Annotated in this window: 13 protein-coding genes; 10 read left to right on the forward strand and 3 right to left on the reverse strand. The window is 74.1% G+C overall.

The window, feature by feature from the left end; genetic code table 11:
- Positions 1–99: 99 nt before the first annotated feature.
- Positions 100–3,354, reverse strand: coding sequence for a S8 family serine peptidase (locus tag ACWEJ6_RS29640; protein WP_452427955.1), 3,255 nt, complete (start codon positions 3,352–3,354; stop codon positions 100–102).
- Positions 3,355–3,816: 462 nt separating this feature from the next.
- Between ACWEJ6_RS29640 and ACWEJ6_RS29645 the strand changes: the two genes are divergently transcribed.
- Positions 3,817–5,940 carry a SpoIIE family protein phosphatase gene (locus ACWEJ6_RS29645; RefSeq protein ID WP_452427957.1) on the forward strand — a complete coding sequence of 708 codons (2,124 nt, stop codon included), beginning with the start codon at positions 3,817–3,819 and terminating at the stop codon, positions 5,938–5,940.
- A 28-nt stretch (positions 5,941–5,968) separates the two neighbouring features.
- On the opposite strand, the gene ACWEJ6_RS29650 is transcribed toward ACWEJ6_RS29645, so the two are convergent.
- Positions 5,969–6,118, reverse strand: a complete 150-nt coding sequence (locus ACWEJ6_RS29650; protein ID WP_452427959.1) for a hypothetical protein — start codon at positions 6,116–6,118, stop codon at positions 5,969–5,971.
- A gap of 76 nt (positions 6,119–6,194) precedes the next feature.
- Here ACWEJ6_RS29650 and ACWEJ6_RS29655 point away from each other — a divergent pair, with 76 nt between their 5' ends.
- The 3 genes from ACWEJ6_RS29655 to ACWEJ6_RS29665 all read left to right on the forward strand — a co-directional run bounded on the left by ACWEJ6_RS29655 (position 6,195) and on the right by ACWEJ6_RS29665 (position 8,496).
- Complete coding sequence (locus ACWEJ6_RS29655) at positions 6,195–7,064, forward strand: LysR family transcriptional regulator (RefSeq protein ID WP_397156096.1); 870 nt, start codon at positions 6,195–6,197, stop codon at positions 7,062–7,064.
- A gap of 50 nt (positions 7,065–7,114) precedes the next feature.
- Positions 7,115–7,864, forward strand: coding sequence for an SAM-dependent methyltransferase (locus ACWEJ6_RS29660; RefSeq protein WP_364342633.1), 750 nt, complete (start codon positions 7,115–7,117; stop codon positions 7,862–7,864).
- A gap of 131 nt (positions 7,865–7,995) precedes the next feature.
- Positions 7,996–8,496 (forward strand): anthrone oxygenase family protein, encoded by a 501-nt coding sequence (locus ACWEJ6_RS29665; RefSeq protein ID WP_452427962.1) that lies wholly within the window; start codon positions 7,996–7,998, stop codon positions 8,494–8,496.
- On the opposite strand, the gene ACWEJ6_RS29670 is transcribed toward ACWEJ6_RS29665, so the two are convergent.
- The gene (locus tag ACWEJ6_RS29670) at positions 8,474–9,025 is read right to left on the reverse strand and encodes an AAA family ATPase (protein WP_452427964.1); all 552 of its coding nucleotides are present in this window, start codon (positions 9,023–9,025) and stop codon (positions 8,474–8,476) included. The two genes, ACWEJ6_RS29665 and ACWEJ6_RS29670, sit on opposite strands and share 23 nt — an antisense overlap.
- A 172-nt stretch (positions 9,026–9,197) precedes the next feature.
- On the opposite strand from ACWEJ6_RS29670, the gene ACWEJ6_RS29675 reads away from it, so the two are divergent.
- The 6 genes from ACWEJ6_RS29675 to ACWEJ6_RS29700 are packed head-to-tail and all read left to right on the forward strand — an operon-like array spanning position 9,198 to position 15,522.
- Positions 9,198–9,995, forward strand: coding sequence for a hypothetical protein (locus ACWEJ6_RS29675; protein WP_452427966.1), 798 nt, complete (start codon positions 9,198–9,200; stop codon positions 9,993–9,995).
- The gene (locus ACWEJ6_RS29680) at positions 9,995–11,770 is read left to right on the forward strand and encodes a peptidoglycan-binding protein (RefSeq protein ID WP_452427968.1); all 1,776 of its coding nucleotides are present in this window, start codon (positions 9,995–9,997) and stop codon (positions 11,768–11,770) included. Before ACWEJ6_RS29675 ends, ACWEJ6_RS29680 begins: the two co-directional genes overlap by 1 nt.
- Positions 11,763–12,437 (forward strand): ABC transporter ATP-binding protein, encoded by a 675-nt coding sequence (locus ACWEJ6_RS29685; RefSeq protein WP_452427970.1) that lies wholly within the window; start codon positions 11,763–11,765, stop codon positions 12,435–12,437. The genes ACWEJ6_RS29680 and ACWEJ6_RS29685 overlap by 8 nt, the downstream gene beginning before the upstream one ends.
- Positions 12,438–12,439: 2 nt before the next feature.
- Positions 12,440–13,615: an ABC transporter permease gene (locus ACWEJ6_RS29690; RefSeq protein WP_452427972.1), complete on the forward strand. Its 1,176-nt coding sequence runs from the start codon at positions 12,440–12,442 to the stop codon at positions 13,613–13,615.
- 15 nt (positions 13,616–13,630) lie between these two features.
- The gene (gene cseB / locus ACWEJ6_RS29695) at positions 13,631–14,317 is read left to right on the forward strand and encodes a two-component system response regulator CseB (RefSeq protein ID WP_452427974.1); all 687 of its coding nucleotides are present in this window, start codon (positions 13,631–13,633) and stop codon (positions 14,315–14,317) included.
- Positions 14,314–15,522 carry a sensor histidine kinase gene (locus tag ACWEJ6_RS29700; RefSeq protein WP_452427976.1) on the forward strand — a complete coding sequence of 403 codons (1,209 nt, stop codon included), beginning with the start codon at positions 14,314–14,316 and terminating at the stop codon, positions 15,520–15,522. The genes cseB and ACWEJ6_RS29700 overlap by 4 nt, the downstream gene beginning before the upstream one ends.
- Positions 15,523–15,555 lie beyond the last annotated feature (33 nt).

Consider the following 15,555-nt stretch of genomic DNA (forward strand, 5'->3'; position numbering starts at 1 on the left):
AACGACCTGCGACGCACCTGGCGCCGGCCTGTACTGCCTCGGCCGGAAGCCGTGCCGCGGTGACCACGGGCGGGTGCGCCGCCCGCGGTCACCGGCGGGTCACTGGACGGTGATCTTGTCCACCTCGACGGTGATCCCCTTGACCTGCGGGGTCGAGGTGGCGGTCGTGATCTTGCCGACCCCCGCGCTGACCCCCTTGACCTTCATCGAGTACGTCAGGCTGCCGCCGGGCGCCCCCGGCGTGCTGGTGACGACCAGATCCTGGGTGGGCGGCCCGGAGATCTGGGCGCCGGCGCTACCCTCGGCGTTCTCGGCGCCGACCGTCAGGCCGTAACCGGCGGGCGGCGAGCCGGGCAGGTTGCCCGGGTCGTAGGCGTAGCTGACGTCCTCCACGCCGTTGAGCCCGATCCACTGCTGGAAGACCTTCAGGTCGGTGGTGCCGTAGAGGTTCAGCCGCCACTCCACCACCAGCCAGTCGTTGACCCCGTCGGTCAGGATCGTGGCCAGGACGCCCGGCGCGGCGGTGCCGTCCAGGTCGGTCCAGTACGGGGCGAGCACGCCGTTGGGCCGCGCCGGGTCGGGCAGCGTCTGCGGCGTCGGTGAGACGTCGTCGCCGGTGGCCCCGCCCGCGACGCTGTAGCCGTCGGAGGTGACGCCGAGCCGGGTGTAGCTGCGCCCGGCGAACTGGAAGGCGGGCACGGTGAAGTTGAGCGCCTGCTCGTCGCCGATGGGGGTGGGCGTGACGCCGAAGGCGTCCAGCGGGATGTAGCCGGCCGGTCCGGCGCCGGGCGCGATCGCCGGCCGGGCGGGCTGGGTGGCGGCCAGCGTCGCCTTGGTGGTGGCGACCTGGGTGCCGACCTTGGTCGCACCCGTGACGCCGTTGAGGCGCAGGCGGGCGTCCAGGGTGCTGAGCGCGGTCACCTCGGCGTCCTCGTAGGTGGTGTTGCGCACGGTGACGGTGCAGGTGGACTCGCCGGTGTTCGTGGCGATGGTGTCCGGGGCGCAGGTCTGCTCGACCGGCACCGCGCCCTGCTTGCGGTAGAACGCCACCGGCAGGTGCAGCGCGCGCGAGCCGCCGACCTGCTTGAGGTTGACCTGGCCGAAGTACTGGCCGTCGGGCAGTTCCGGCGCGGTGACGACGATGCTCAGCTTGGCGCTCTTGCCGGGCGCGACGGTGAACAGCGGCGGCAGCACGGCGACGGCGGCTCCGCTCACGGTCGTGCCGGAGGCGGTGAAGGTGAGCGGCGAACCGGTGGTGTTGGTGACGGTGCGCTTGGCGGTGATGACGCCGGGCATGGTGGGCGCGTTCACCGAGGGCAGGTTGAGGTCGATCCGGTTGAGCGGGTCGGCGGCCGAGGCGACGAAGCCGGCGGCGTCCTGGTCCAGGGTCAGTCCGGGGTCACCGGCCTTGGTCAGGTCGATGCGCCCGCCGCCCATGTCGAACGGGTCGGCCTGGGTGGCCCTGTCCTGCTTGGTCACCGCGGTCTTCGCCGTGGTCTCCAGGGCCGACTTGACCTGGCCGGGCGTCCAGGTGGGGTGCAGGGCGAAGACCAGCGCCGCCGAGCCGGTGACGTGCGGCGCGGACATCGAGGTGCCGGAGATGACCTGGTAGAGGTTGCCGGGCGGGCCTTCCAGCGGCGACTCGGGGGTCGGCGTCATGCCCGCCATGATGTGCTGGCCGGGCGCGGTGACGTCCGGCTTGAGGAAGTCGCCGCCGGGGCCGCGCGAGGAGAAGTGCGCCATCGCGTCGCCCTGCCACGTGGACTTGGCGCCCTGCGTGAAGGAGGCGGTGGCGCCGGGGTGGGCGGTCAGGAAGGCCAGCAGGGTGTCGGCCTCGGGCTTGTCCACGTGCACCGACGGCAGCCAGTGGGCGTCGGTGAAGACGTCGAACGGGAAGGCGTTGTAGAGGATCATCCCGGCCGCGCCGCCCTGCCTGACGTTGAAGCTCTTCAGCACGCGGTTGGGGGTGCGCTCACAGGCGACGATCTTCCCGGTGAACAGCCCGGGAGGGGCCGGGACGTCGCACGCGGCGCGCGAGTACGGCGGCGCCGAGGCCAGCACGACCGGCAGCGGCGAGGCCAGGCCCGCGGTGATGGACGCGCCCTTGATCGTCGCCGTGGCGCCGCCGCCGGACAGCGTGACCGTGGACTGGAACGTCCTGGACTGCGAGGAGGCGGCCACCGTGGTCACCCAGGGGCCGCGGTGGTCGGTGGTGCCGGCGCCGGGCCCGGAGTTGCCGGCCGAGGCCGAGACCAGCACGCCGGCCGCGTAGGCGTCGAGGAAGGCCAGCTCGACCGGGTCGCTGTAGGGGTCGCTGCCGCCGGAGACCGAGAAGTTGATCACGCGGACGCCGTCCAGGACGGCCCGCGCCACGGCCTGCGCCGAGTCGGAGGGGAAGCAGCCCTGCGCGCCGCACACCTTGTAGACCGACACCTCGGCGGCCGGGGCGATGCCGTGGATCGGGCCGCGGCTGATGCCCAGCGGGTTCGCGTCGGCGACCGGGCCGCCCGCGGAGGTGCTGGCGGTGTGGGTGCCGTGCCCGTTGGAGTCGCGGGCGCTGTCGCCGTAGACCTCGCCGCCGTAGACGGCGTTGTAGGTCTCCATGAACGGCTGGCCGCCGATCAGCTTGTTGTTGCAGGTGAACGGGTCGCTGGCGGGGGTCAGCGGGTTGTCGCCGAAGTTGCACACGCGCGGCGTGCCGTCCTTGGTGGGCCCGGGGGCGGGCAGGCCGGGGGCGGCGGCGAAGGACGGGTGCTCGGGCCAGGCGCCGGTGTCGAGCACGCCGACGATCACGCCCTTGCCCGCGGAGGAGCTGCCGCCGAGCTTGCCGTAGACGGTGTCGGCGCCGATGAACTCGGGGCTGGAGTCGGTCAGCAGCTGCTGCGGCTTGTCCTCCTGGACGGCGACCGCGCCGGGCAGCCGCAGCACGTCGGCCACCTTGTTGCCCGGGACGCGCAGGGCGATGCCGCCGTAGACGGTCCTGACGCGCTGGCCGACGACGGCTCCGGGGACCTTCTTGGCCAGCTCGCCGAGGAAGGCGTTCTCGACGTCCTGGATGTGGGTGCCGTACTTCCTGGCCTCGGCGCTTCTGGTGTCGAGGGCCTTGCCGGTGACGGCGGGGCTGGTGGCCGGCAGCCCGGCCAGCCCGCCCTGGTAGGCGGCCAGCGAGTCGTAGTCCAGCTTGACCATGACGTTGACCGGCGCGGGCGAGGTGACCTTCAGCAGCGCGGCGTCGCTCTTGGCGAGCTTGCCGGTGGGGGACTTGGCGCCCTCGACCACCTCGGCGCCGGTGAGCGGCACCGACCGCCATTTGCCGGGCGGGGCCGGCGTGGCCCGCGCCACGGCCGGGCTCATGGTCAGCACGACACCGAGCCCGACGGCTAACGATGCCAACCGGCGTAAACGGGATGAGAACGAACGGGACAACACAAAGACCTCCTGGCCGAGGAGCTGCACGAACCCGCGGGCCCGGCCGAGGACGTCATGTCACCCCCACGCGCGCATGCCGGAGAGATCGATGACCCTCCCCGGCGGGTGACGAGCTGGACCGCCTCCCCTCCCCGTGGGCGGGGTGGGTTGGCGTCCGAACCGGAGTGTAGACAGCGATCAACTGGCCGAGAACCCCGCCGCTTTGTCACGTTCCGGCCAATTGGCCCCACCAGACGACCGCCCGCCGCAAAGCTCATATTCGTCCCTCCTCTTCGCCAGAATCCGGCAACGGTGAGCATCACCCCCAATACGGATATCTACAGTTGTCCTATGGGCGATCAACGGGACGCGGCGCCGACGTCAGCGCAGGACGGAACGAGGTAGCCCGTGGGCGGCCACGCCGACGACGGGACCCGGCCGTACACCTCGGCGCTGGACGAGCAGCTCGCCCAGGCCGCCCGTGACACCGGCGCGCACATCGGCGCGGTGTACCTCCTGACGGGCTCCCCGCAGATCCTGGTGATGGAGGCGGAGATCGGGCTGCCCGCGCAGCTCGTCAAGCCGTGGACCACCGTCAGGCTGGACGGCGGCGCGCCCGTGGCCGCCGCCGTGCGCCAGGGGCGGCTGGTGTGGGTGCCGACCGCGCAGGAGCTGGCCCGCCGCTTCCCGGGCACGGCCCTGGCCTTCCCGTACGCCTTCGCCTCGGCCGCCGCGCCCCTGCACAGCGACTCCCGGATGTGGGGCTCGTGGATCCTGCTCTGGCCGGAGGGGCGCCCGGCCGAGCTGAGCGGGCCGGAGCAGGAGGTCATCGCCGCCACGAGCGAGCGCCTGGCGGCCGTCCTGGAGCAGGCCGCCGACAGCGGATGTCCGCTGCGTCCCGGGGGCGAGCCGCGGGTGCTGACCCCGGTGCCGCCGCCGATGCCCGACCCGTACGAGGCCGTGGCCGCGGCCGGCTACCTGGACCGGCTGCGGGACGGCTCCGTCGCGCTCGACCTGGACGGCGTCGTCACCTTCGCCAGCCCCGCCGCCGCCGGACTGCTCGGCACCACCGTCTCGGAGTTGCTGGGCACGCCGCTGTGGGAGACGGCGACGTGGCTGAAGGACCCGGCCTTCCAGGACCGCTGCCGGGCGGCGGTGGTCGGCCAGCAGGTCGCCTCCTGCTCGGCCCGCCGGCCGGACGGCCACGAGCTGGAGTTCGTCCTGCACCCGGACCCGACGGGCCTGAGCCTGCGCATCACCCCCTCGGGGGCCGACCTGTCCGCGCAGCGGCCCGCGCGCGCCTTCATGCCGGACAACTCGGGGCTGCCGCGGGCCGACGTCTTCTACAACTTCCTGCACATGGCCTCGGCGATGACCCGGGCGCTGAACGTCAGGGAGGTCGTCGATCTCATCGCCGAGCACGTCATGCCGGTGTTCAAGGCCCAGGCCATGGCGATCATGAGGGCGGAGAGCGGCCGGATGCGGATCGTCGGCTCCCACGGCTACGTCCCCGAGGTGCTGGAGCGGTTCGACGGCCAGACGCTGGCCGCGCCCAGCCCCGCCGAGCAGGTCGTCCGCACGGGCGAGCCCGCCTTCTACGCCGACCGGGCCGAGCTGAGCCGGGCCTTCCCCGACACCGCCCAGGACGACGGGATGGCCGCCTGGGCCTTCCTGCCGCTGACCGTCTCCGACGACACCTTCGGCGTCTGCCTGCTGGCCTTCGACCACCCGCGGCCGTTCGCCGCCGAGCAGTGCGCGACGCTGACCACGCTGGCGGGGCTGATGGGCCAGGCCCTGGACCGCGCGCTGCTCTACGACACCAAGGACCGGCTGGCCCACAGCCTGCAGACCTCGCTGCTGCCCGGCAGCCTGCCCGACATGCCGGGCCTGGAGGTGGCCGCCCGGTACGTGCCCGCGACCCGCGGCGTCGGCATCGGCGGCGACTTCTACGACCTGATCCGGCTCAACGAGACCACCGCCGCCGCCGTCATCGGGGACGTCCAGGGGCACAACATGACGGCCGCGGCGCTCATGGGCCAGGTGCGCACCGCCATCCACGCCCACGCCGCCGTCGGGGCCAGCCCCGGGGACGTGCTCCAGCACACCAACCGGCTGCTCATGGACCTGGACACCGACCTGTTCACCAGCTGCCTGCTCATCTACTTCGACCTGCGCCTGCGCACGCTGCGGGCGGCCAACGCCGGTCATCCCCTGCCGCTGCTGCGCCCGCCCAACATGCCGGCCGAGATCATCGACATCCCGGCGGGCCTGCTGCTCGGCATCGACGCCGACGCCGAGTACGCCACGGTGGAGGTGCCGTTCCCGCCGGGCGCCGTCCTGGCCCTCTACACCGACGGGCTGGTCGAGGCGCCGGGCGTGGACCTGGACGAGGCCATCGGGACGCTGGCGGCGTACCTGACCAGGGCCCCGCGCGAGCAGCTCCAGCAGGTCGCCGGGACGCTGCTGGACCACGCCCCGCACACCGACGACATCGCGCTGCTGCTCCTGCGGCACCGGGAGAACGCGGGCTGAGCCCCGCTCAGTGCTCAGTGCTCAGTGCTCAGTGCGAGACGAACGTGCGGTGGTCGGCCAGGGCGAGCGCCCGGACGAAGTCGAGCAACTTGAGCACCCCCCGCCCGGCGAGCCGGACCGGGGCGGGACGGCGGGAGCAGTAGGCGGCCGACCACAGGGCGGGTACGTGTCGTTCCATGCGGACCAGGATGTCCTGGCGTGCACTGATCGATCCAACACATCGTCTCGCTGGCAGCCATCGCTATCGTAGATGGATGGAACTGCGCCAGCTCCGCCACTTCGTCGCCGTCACCACCCACGGCAGCTTCACCGCCGCCGCGCGGGCCGAGCTGATCGTGCAGTCGGCGCTCAGCACGTCCATCCGCAAGCTCGAACGCGAGCTCGGCGCCGACCTGTTCGAGCGCACCGGACGGCGGCCGGTCCTCACCCCGGCCGGGCACGCGTTCCTGCCGGCCGCGCGGGCGCTGCTGGCCGACGCCGCGGCGGCCGGCGACGCCGTGTCCGCGGTGTCCGGGCTGGCCACCGGCCGGGTGGCGATCGGCACCATCCAGACGCTCACCAGCGTCGACCTGCCGGCCGAGCTGGCCGCCTTCCACCGTCTGCGGCCGGGCATTCAGATCTCGGTGCGCGACGCGCCGGTGGCGGGGCTGCTCGACGCGCTGCTGGCCCGCGAGCTCGACCTGGCCTACCTGGCGCTCGACGGCGCCGAGCTGCCGGCGGGGCTGGCCGTGTTCGACTCCTGGGAGGAGGAGCTGGTGCTGATGACCTCGCCCGACCACCGGCTGGCCGGCGCGGAGCGGGCCCTGCTGTCGGAGCTGACGGAGGAGCCGTTCGTGGACTTCAAGGCCGGCACCGGGCTGGAGACGGCGGTGCGCCGGCTGGCCGCCGGGTGCGGGCTGCACCGGCAGATCACCTGCGAGGTCACCCAGATCCGGCTGCTGGTCGACCTGGTGCGCGCCGGGATCGGGGTGGCGATCGTCCCCCGGCGGGTGGCCGAGCAGGAGGGGCTGCCGACCGTGCGCATCCGCCAGCCCGATCCGGCCAGGACGGTCGTCCTGGCCGGGCGGGCGCCCGTCCCCACGAACCCGGCCGCCGCCGCCCTGCTGGCGCATCTCACCCGATGACCTGGAGTGGACTTGGAACGGGCGGGGCCTTCGTGATGGGATGGCCCGCTGTGTCAGCGATCCAGGACCTCGTGCGCCCCGACGTCTATCCGCTCTCCTCCAAGTACGACCCGGAATGGGTGCTCGGGCTGGACATGGGCCCCCATCCGCTGTGGCTGCTGGAGGACCTGGCCCGCGACCTCGACCTGCGGCCCGGCATGCGGGTGCTCGACCTGGGCTCGGGCCTGGGCGCGACCTCGGTCTTCCTGGCCCGCGAGTTCGGGGTGGAGGTGGTGGCCGCCGACCTGTGGGTCGCGCCCGAGAAGGCCGCGGCCGTCTTCGCCGCGGCGGGCGTGGCGGACCGCGTCCGGGCCGTACGGGCCGAGGCGCACGCGCTGCCGTTCGAGCAGGAGTCCTTCGACGCCATCGTCAGCGTGGACGCCTTCGAGTACTTCGGCACGGCCGACTCCTACCTGCCCTACCTGGTCCGCTTCCTGCGGCCCGGCGGGCAGCTCGGCGTCGCCACGCCCGGCATGACCCGCGAGGTCCGCGACCTCGGGCACATCCCCGCCCACGTCAAGGCGCTGGTCGGCTGGGAGGCCATCGCCTGGCACACCGCCGCCTGGTGGCGCTTCCAGTGGGAGATCACCGAGCTGGTCACGGTGACGTCCGCGCGCCTGCAGGACGGCGGATGGCACGACTGGCTGCTGTGGGCCCGCGCCCGGCAGGAGACGGCGACGATCGCCATGCTCGAAGCCGACCAGGGGGAATACCTGTCCTTCGCGCTGGTCACCGCGCGCCGGAACCCGCCCGCGCCCTGACCCCGGCGCCCCCTGGAGTCTGGCGTATGGGCGGGAGAGTCCTGGCCATGGCCGCGCTCCCCCGGTGTCGCGTTGACTTGTCCTCGCGCGTCCGGGACGTCGGGCGCGGGAACGAACAAGGGGACACACTGATGTCGGTTCTGCGCACCGTCGTGCTGATCGCGGCGACCATGGCGACCGGGCTCGCGGCGGGCGTCTTCGGGCTCTACTCGCACACCATCATGCGCGGTCTGGGCGCGACCGACGACCGCACGTTCGTCGGGGCGTTCCAGGCCGTCGACCGGGCGATCCTCAACCCGTGGTTCATGCTCAGCTTCATCGGCGCGCTGGCCTTCACGGGCCTGGCGGCGGCGCTGCACCTCGGCCAGAACGTGCGCGCGGTGCTGCCCTGGATCATCGTCGCGCTGGTGCTCTACCTGGTCGCCTTCGTGCTCACGGTGGCCGTGAACGTGCCGCTCAACGACGCCATCAAGGCGGCCGGCGACCCGGACCGGATCGCCGACCTGGCCGCGGTGCGCCGCGCGTTCGACGAGGCCAAGTGGGCCGGTTACAACCTCGTCCGGACGATCACCACCACCGGCGCGTTCGCCTCGCTGTGCTGGGCGCTCGTCAAGAGCGGCCGGGTGGGCTGACGGCGCGCTCGACCAGCGCGACGCGGTCGGCCAGCGGCCCGGCGGGCACCTCGACGAGGTCGAACCCGAGGTCGCGGTAGGTCCTCTCGTGCAGGCGCTCGAAGTCCAGCGCCTCCTCGTAGCCGATCCGCCGGGCGGAGGTGGCGCGGACGAACCCCTGGTTGCGCACGAAGAACACCTTCCCGTCGTACGTCCCCCGGTCCACCACCCGCTCGACCTCGCGGGCCAGCAGGCGCGAGGCGGGAAACCCGAGGAAGCGGCTCAGCGCCAGCGTGCAGACCGGCGAGCGGTCGAAGAAGACGGCGGCCTCGCCGCCCGTGGCGGCGGCCTCCTGGCGCCGCCGCTGGAGCCTGACCACCTCCTCGACGAAGGCGGGCTCGCGCCAGGGCTCCGCGCGGCCGAGCGCCTGGCCGAGGGCGATGACGTCCGTCGCCGCCTCCTCGACGACGCTGAACCCGTGGACCTCCAGCAGCCGCAGGACGGCCGTCTTCCCGGCGCCCGGGGTGCCGGTGAGAACGTGATTCGGCACGGTTCTTCTCCGTTTCCGTGGGGGTTGATGGCGAGCTACGGGCGCTGATACACGGCCGATACACGGCCGAGCGCCCGGTGATACCCGGCCAAGGCCGGGCGGACGGAAAAGGGCTCAAGAGTGGCCGAGGCGTCGCGGAGGGCGGCGCGTCCCCACGGTGAAGGAGCCCTTGATGCGTGTGCTGGTGTGCGGTCTGCTCGGTCTGGCGGTGCTGACCGGCTGCGGAGGGGCTCCGGCGGGACAGGCCGCCCCGGCGTCCGGCGGGGGCGAGGCCGGGGCGGACAAGCTCCGCGAGCGGGAGACCGTCATCGCCACCTGCATGAAGCAGAAGGGCTTCGCCTACACGCCCTCGGTCAGCCGCCCGGCGCCGCCCGACGCGGACCCCGCCGACTACGAGGCGATGAAGGCCGAGCGGAGCAGGAACGGCTTCGGCGTCTTCTCCGCGATCGTCTACCCCAAGCCTACCGAGACCCGGGCCCCCGACCCCAACCAGGCCACGCTCGACGGGCTCTCCGGCCCCCGGCGGGACGCCTACCAGAAGACCATGAACGAGTGCCGGGTCAGCGCCCTGCGCCAGGTCAACGGCCTGAAGGTCACCTCGCTCGCCGACTACCAGGACCAGATGAGCACCGAGATCGAGAACATCGACAAGGCGCTCGACGGCGATCCGAAGCTGGTGGAGCTGGCCGGGCCGTTCGCGGAGTGCCTGAAGTCCAAGGGCGAGCGGGTGACCTCCGCCCGGCCGCTGGCGCTGAGCGCGCGGGGGTCGATGCTGTGGGGCGAGCAGGCCGACCGGCTCGGCAAGGCGGGCGAGGTCACGGCCGCCGCGGCCCGGCCGTACCTGGCCAAGGAGATCAGGTCGGCGCTGGCCGACCTGGAGTGCGGCAAGGACTTCTACGCGGCCTTCGTCCCGCTGCAACGGCGGCTCACCAACGAGGCGCGGGTGAAGTACGGGTTCCAAGAGCAGTGATGCGCACTCCTCGCGGCAAGTTGCTGCTCGTGCTGGTCGTGGTCCTGGCGGTCGCCGGGACCGGCTGGGGGGTGGGCACCCGGCTGCGCTCCCCGGCCGACGAGGCGGCGGCGCGCAGGCCGCCCGTGCCGTCGCTGGTCACCGTCGAGGTCGAGCGGCGCAGGCTGGTCGCCACCGTCGTCGTCAGCGGCACGCTGGAGTACGGCTCCCCGCGTGCGGTGTCGCTGGCCGGGGTGGTGGGCGGGGTGGCGGGCGGCGGCGAGGCCGTCCAGCGGGCCACCCGTGCCCCCCGGCGGGGGAAGCTCGTGGAGGGCGCGGTGCTCATGGAGGTGAACGGGCGACCGGTGTTCGTCCTCGCGGGCAGGGTGCCGATGCACCGCGGCATCGTCCCCGGCGCCGAGGGGGACGACGTCCGGCAGTTGCAGAAGGCGCTGCGCCGGCTCGGGCACCGCGTGCCGGTGACCGGCGTGTTCGACCAGGCGACCGTCGCGGCGGTGTCGCGCTTCTACGCCCGGCGCGGCTACGAGGCCCAGCAGCCCACCCTGGAGCTGCGGCAGCGGCGCGACGAGCTGGCCCGGTCCGTGCGGACCGCGCGGGAGGTGCTGGCGACCGAGAGCAAGGCGCTCGACCAGGGCATGGACGTGCTCCCGCTGAAGCTCAGGGTGACCGGCGCCCGCCGCGACCTGGAGGAGGCTGAACAGGCGCTGAAGAGCGCGCGGGCCCAGGACCGCACGGCCGGGGACGCGGCCGGGGACGCGGCCGGCGTCGAGGCCGCCGAGAGCGCCGTGCGGGCGGCCGAGGAGAGGCTGCTGGCGGCCGAGCAGGAGCTCGCCCAGGCCAGGGCGACGCCGACCACCGGGCCCACCACCGGGCCCACCACAGCGCCGACCACCGGGCCGACCACCGGGGCGACCGCGGCGCCCGGCTCCGCCCCCACGGCGGGGTCGCCCGCCGACACCCGCCTGCTCGAACTGCGGGTCGCCAACGCCCGCGCGGACCTGGCCGCCGCCCGGTCGGCGCTGGAACGCGCGCGGGCGGAGGCCGGAGCGGCGCGGGCGAAGCGGCTGGCCGGGCTGGAGAAGGCCGTACGGGCGGCGCGGGAGGCCGTGGCCGTCGCCGAGCAGGCGCTGCGGCAGGCCAGGCAGCTCTCCCCCGCCAGGCTGAAGGTGGCCAACGCGCGCAGCGACCTGGCCGCGGCGCGGGCGTTGCTGGCCGAGTTCTCCCGCACCTACGGCACCACCGTGCCGCCCGGCGAGATCGTCTTCCTGCCCAGGCTGCCCGTCCGCCTGGACAAGCCGGCCGTCAAGGCGGGCGAGCCGGTGGACAAGGCGGTCGCCACGGTCACCGGCGCCGGCTTCGTGGTGTCCGGCTCGGTGGACGCGGCCGAGGCCGAACGGGTGAAGGCGGGGCTGGCCGCGAGCATCGAGACCGACTCCGGCACGACCGTCCCCGGCACGGTGACCGCCGTCGCGGGACGTGACGCGAAGGGCGCCGTCCCGGTGACGGTCACGCCCGCCTCCGCGAAGGGGCTGCGCGCGCTCGCCGGGCAGCCCGTCACGGTCCGCGTGACCATCGGCGCCACCGGCGGGGAGGTGCTGGTGGTCCCCGTGGCGGCGGTCGTCACGGCGGCGGACGGCCGGGCCAGGGTGCGGGTGGAGACCGCGCCCGGCCGGACCGAGGAGGTGCAGGTGCGCACCGGCCTGTCCGCCGACGGGGCCGTGGAGGTGACCGGCGACCTCCGGCCGGGCGAGCGGGTGGTGGTCAACAGTGGCTGAGCCGGTCATCCACCTCCGCGAGCTGACCAAGGAGTTCCCCGGCGATCCCCCCGTCCGCGCGCTGTCGTCGGTCGACCTGCGGGTCGAGCGGGCGGACTACGTGGCGGTCGTCGGCCCGTCGGGGTCGGGGAAGTCCACCCTGCTCAACACCCTGGGCCTGCTCGACCGGCCGACCAGCGGCAGCTACCGGCTCGACGGCATCGAGACCACGACGCTGAGGGAAGGGGCGCGCACCGCCGTCCGCGGGGGCCGGATCGGCTTCGTCTTCCAGTCCTTCCACCTGCTGCCGCACCGCAGCGTCCTGGAGAACGTCATGCTGGCCGAGGTCTACGGCACCGCCCCGCGCGCCGGACGGCGGGACCGCGCCGTGCGCGCCCTCGATCGGGTGCGCCTGTCGCACCGGGTGGACTTCCTGCCCGGCAGGCTGTCCGGCGGCGAGCGGCAGCGCGCCGCCATCGCCCGCGCCCTGCTGGGCGAGCCGTCGCTGCTGCTGTGCGACGAGCCCACCGGCAACCTCGACAGCACGAACACCGGCGCGGTGCTCGACCTGTTCGACGAGCTGCGCGCCCAAGGGATGACCATCGTCGTCATCACCCACGAGACCGAGGTGAGCGACCGGGCCGGACGCCGGGTCCGCATCACCGACGGCGTCCTCACGGAGGAGTAGACGTGCACCCGCGCGACCTGCTGACCGAGGCCGTGGCGGGCCTGCTGGCCCGCCCGATGCGCTCGGCCCTGACCACGCTGGGCACCGTGCTCGGCATCACCACGCTCGTGGTGACCCTGGGCGTCGCCGCGACGGCCGGCAACCAGATCGTCGGCCGCTTCGACGAGCTGACCGCCACCTCCGTCACGGTCGAGGTCCCGGCGCACCCGTTCCCGCTGGTCGGATGGGCCGACGTGAGCCGGGTGACCCGGCTGCGCGGGGTGGTCGCGGCCGCCGCGCTCGCCGAGTCCGACCGCAGCGCCAACCTCGTCGTCCGCTCCAACGACGTCGTGGACCCGGCCCGCGTCACCGACCAGACGCTGACCGTGGTCTCCAGCAGCCCCGGCCTGCCCGCGGCGGTCAAGGGCAGGATGATCGAGGGCCGCTACTTCGACGCCGGGCACGTCGCCCGGGGTGACCGGGTCGTCGTTCTGGGCCAGCAGGCGGCCCGGCTGCTCGGCATCACCGGGCTGGACCGGGCTCCGGCCGTGTTCATCGGCACCCGGGCGTACACCGTGATCGGGGTGCTCGGGGATCTCCGGCGGGAGAGGAGCCTGGCGAGCGCGGTCATCCTGCCGCCCACGGCCGGCCGGCCCTACGGCCTGGACACCGTGACCCGCGTCCTGGTCGACACCGCGCTCGGGGCCGCCGAGCTGATCGCCCGGCAGGCGCCGGCGGCGCTCAGCCCCGGCAACGAGACCCTGCTCCAGGTCATCTCGCCGCCCAGCCCCACCAGGGCCCGCGACGCGGTGGAGGGCGACGTCAACGCCCTGTTCCTGATCCTCGGGCTGGTCTCGCTGGTCGTCGGCGCGGTCGGCATCGCCAACGTCACACTGGTGACCGTCATGGAACGCGTCGCCGAGATCGGGCTGCGCCGGGCGCTGGGCGCGGCGCGCCGCCACATCGCGGCGCAGTTCCTGCTGGAGTCCACGCTGACCGGGTTGATCGGCGGCGTGCTGGGCGCGTCCGCAGGGATCCTGGTGATCGTCGGGGTCTGCGCGGTCAAGCAGTGGACGCCCGTCCTGGACGTCGGGCAGGCCGTCCTGGCGCCGGTGGCCGGGGCCGTCGTCGGGCTGCTGGCGGGCCTGTATCCGGCCCTGCGCGCCGCCCGGATGGAACCGGTCAATGCACTTCGCTAGGTATGGTGCGATTTCATGACATCCCTGCTGCTCGTCGAGGACGACACCGTGATCCGCACGTCGCTGGGCATGGCCCTGGAACGGTACGGCTACCGGGTGACCACGGCGGCCGACGGGCTCGACGGGCTGGAGGCCGCCCGTACGGGCGATCACGACCTGCTGCTGCTGGACGTGATGCTGCCCGGCCTCGACGGCATCAGCGTGTGCCGCAGCATCAGGGAGACCAGCCAGGTGCCGATCCTGATGATGTCGGCCCGCGGCGACGGGCTGGACATCGTGGCCGGGCTGGAGGGCGGCGCCGACGACTACGTGGTCAAGCCGGTGGACCTGCCGGTGCTGGTGGCCAGGATCCGGTCGCTGCTGCGCCGGGCCACCTTCGCGCGTACGCCGGCCGCCGGGCCCGAGGCCGGGGCGTCCGTGCTGGAGTTCGGGGACCTGAGCGTGGACACCGGCGCGCTGGAGGTGCGCCGGGCCGGCCGGCGCGTCGAGCTGTCGCCGACCGAGCTGCGGCTGCTGCTGGAGTTCGCCGCCCATCCCGGCATCGTGCTGGAACGGGCGACGCTGCTGCGCAACGTGTGGGACTACGGATGGGACGGCGACAGCCGCGTGGTCGACCTGTGCGTGCAGCGGCTGCGCAGGAAGATCGGCGCCGAGCGCGTCGAGACCGTGCGCGGGTTCGGCTACAAGCTGGCCGTCACGTGAATCCGGCCTCGCTGCGCTGGAAGATCGCCGCCCTCGTCACGCTCGCCGCGACCGTCGTCGCCGCCGTGGTGGGGCTGCTGGTGCACCGGGCGACCTGGCAGCGGGCGCTCGACCTCGGCCAGGCTCAGGCCGAGGTGGCCCTGGAGGAGTCGCTGGCCGCCGGGACCGCCGAGGACGTGGTGCCCGTCGCCGAGCTCCCCGACGCCCTGGCCGACCGGCTGCGGCCCGGCCGGCGGGTGGTCTGGTACGGGCTCGACCACCGGGACGAGCCGTGGATGTGGGCGGTCCAGCCGTACGGCGGCGGCGACGACGGCGGCGGCGAGGTGAGGAGCGTGCGGATCGCGATGGGCTCCGAAGTGCTCGGCCTCCAGGCGCTCGACCGGAACATGGCCAAGGCCGGGCTGCTCGCCCTGGCCGGGGTGGTGCCGCTGTCGGTGCTGGCGGCCGAGCTGCCCAACCGGCGGCTGCGGCGGGTCGCGCGCACCGCCCGCAGGATCGCCGGGGGCGACCTGGCGGCCCGGACGGACGCCCGCGGCCGGGACGAGATCGCCCGCATCTCCGCCGCCGTGGACTCGATGGCGGCGAGCCTGCAGCACCGGCTGCTGGCCGAGCAGCGGTTCACCGCCGACGTCGCGCACGACCTGCGCACCCCGCTGATGGGCCTGGTCGCCGTGGTCGAGCTGCTGGACGAGGGCGAGGTCACCGATCTGGTGCGGGACCGGGTCCGGGTGCTGCGGACGCTGGTGGAGGACCTGCTGGAGGTGTCCCGGCTGGACGCCGGGGCCGAGGTCGCCGAGCGGGTGCGCGTGCCGCTGGCCGGGCTGGCCGCGGAGTCGGCGTCCCGGGTGGGGGTCGAGGCGCGGGTGCTGGCCGACGGGGACCCGGTGGCCGAGACCGATCCGCGGCGGCTCGACCGGATCCTGGCCAACCTCGTGCTCAACGCCCATCGGCACGGCGCGGCGCCGGTGGAGGTCGCGGTCGGCGACCACGTGATCGAGGTGCGCGACCGGGGGCCGGGGTTCCCGCCGGAGCTGCTGGCCGACGGGCCGCGCCGGTTCCGCACGGGCGCCGCCGAGCGGGGCCGCGGGCACGGCCTGGGGCTGACGATCGCGCTGGGCCAGGCCCGGGTCATCGGCGCCGAGCTGACCCTGGCCAACGCCCCGGACGGCGGCGCGGTCGCCGTCCTCCGCCTCCCCGCGGGTTGATGCCGGGCTGATGCCTCCCGACGGGTTGATGCC

It is taken from the genome of Nonomuraea sp. NPDC004702, from assembly GCF_053601695.1.

Coding starts and splice junctions, on each gene's coding strand:
- cseB (WP_452427974.1), top strand. CDS start 13,631: ATGACATCCCTGCTGCTCGTCGAGGACGACACCGTGATCCGCACGTCG.
- ACWEJ6_RS29675 (WP_452427966.1), top strand. CDS start 9,198: ATGCGTGTGCTGGTGTGCGGTCTGCTCGGTCTGGCGGTGCTGACCGGC.
- ACWEJ6_RS29665 (WP_452427962.1), top strand. CDS start 7,996: ATGTCGGTTCTGCGCACCGTCGTGCTGATCGCGGCGACCATGGCGACC.
- ACWEJ6_RS29680 (WP_452427968.1), top strand. CDS start 9,995: ATGCGCACTCCTCGCGGCAAGTTGCTGCTCGTGCTGGTCGTGGTCCTG.
- ACWEJ6_RS29640 (WP_452427955.1), bottom strand. CDS start 3,354: ATGAGCCCGGCCGTGGCGCGGGCCACGCCGGCCCCGCCCGGCAAATGG.
- ACWEJ6_RS29655 (WP_397156096.1), top strand. CDS start 6,195: ATGGAACTGCGCCAGCTCCGCCACTTCGTCGCCGTCACCACCCACGGC.
- ACWEJ6_RS29650 (WP_452427959.1), bottom strand. CDS start 6,118: ATGGAACGACACGTACCCGCCCTGTGGTCGGCCGCCTACTGCTCCCGC.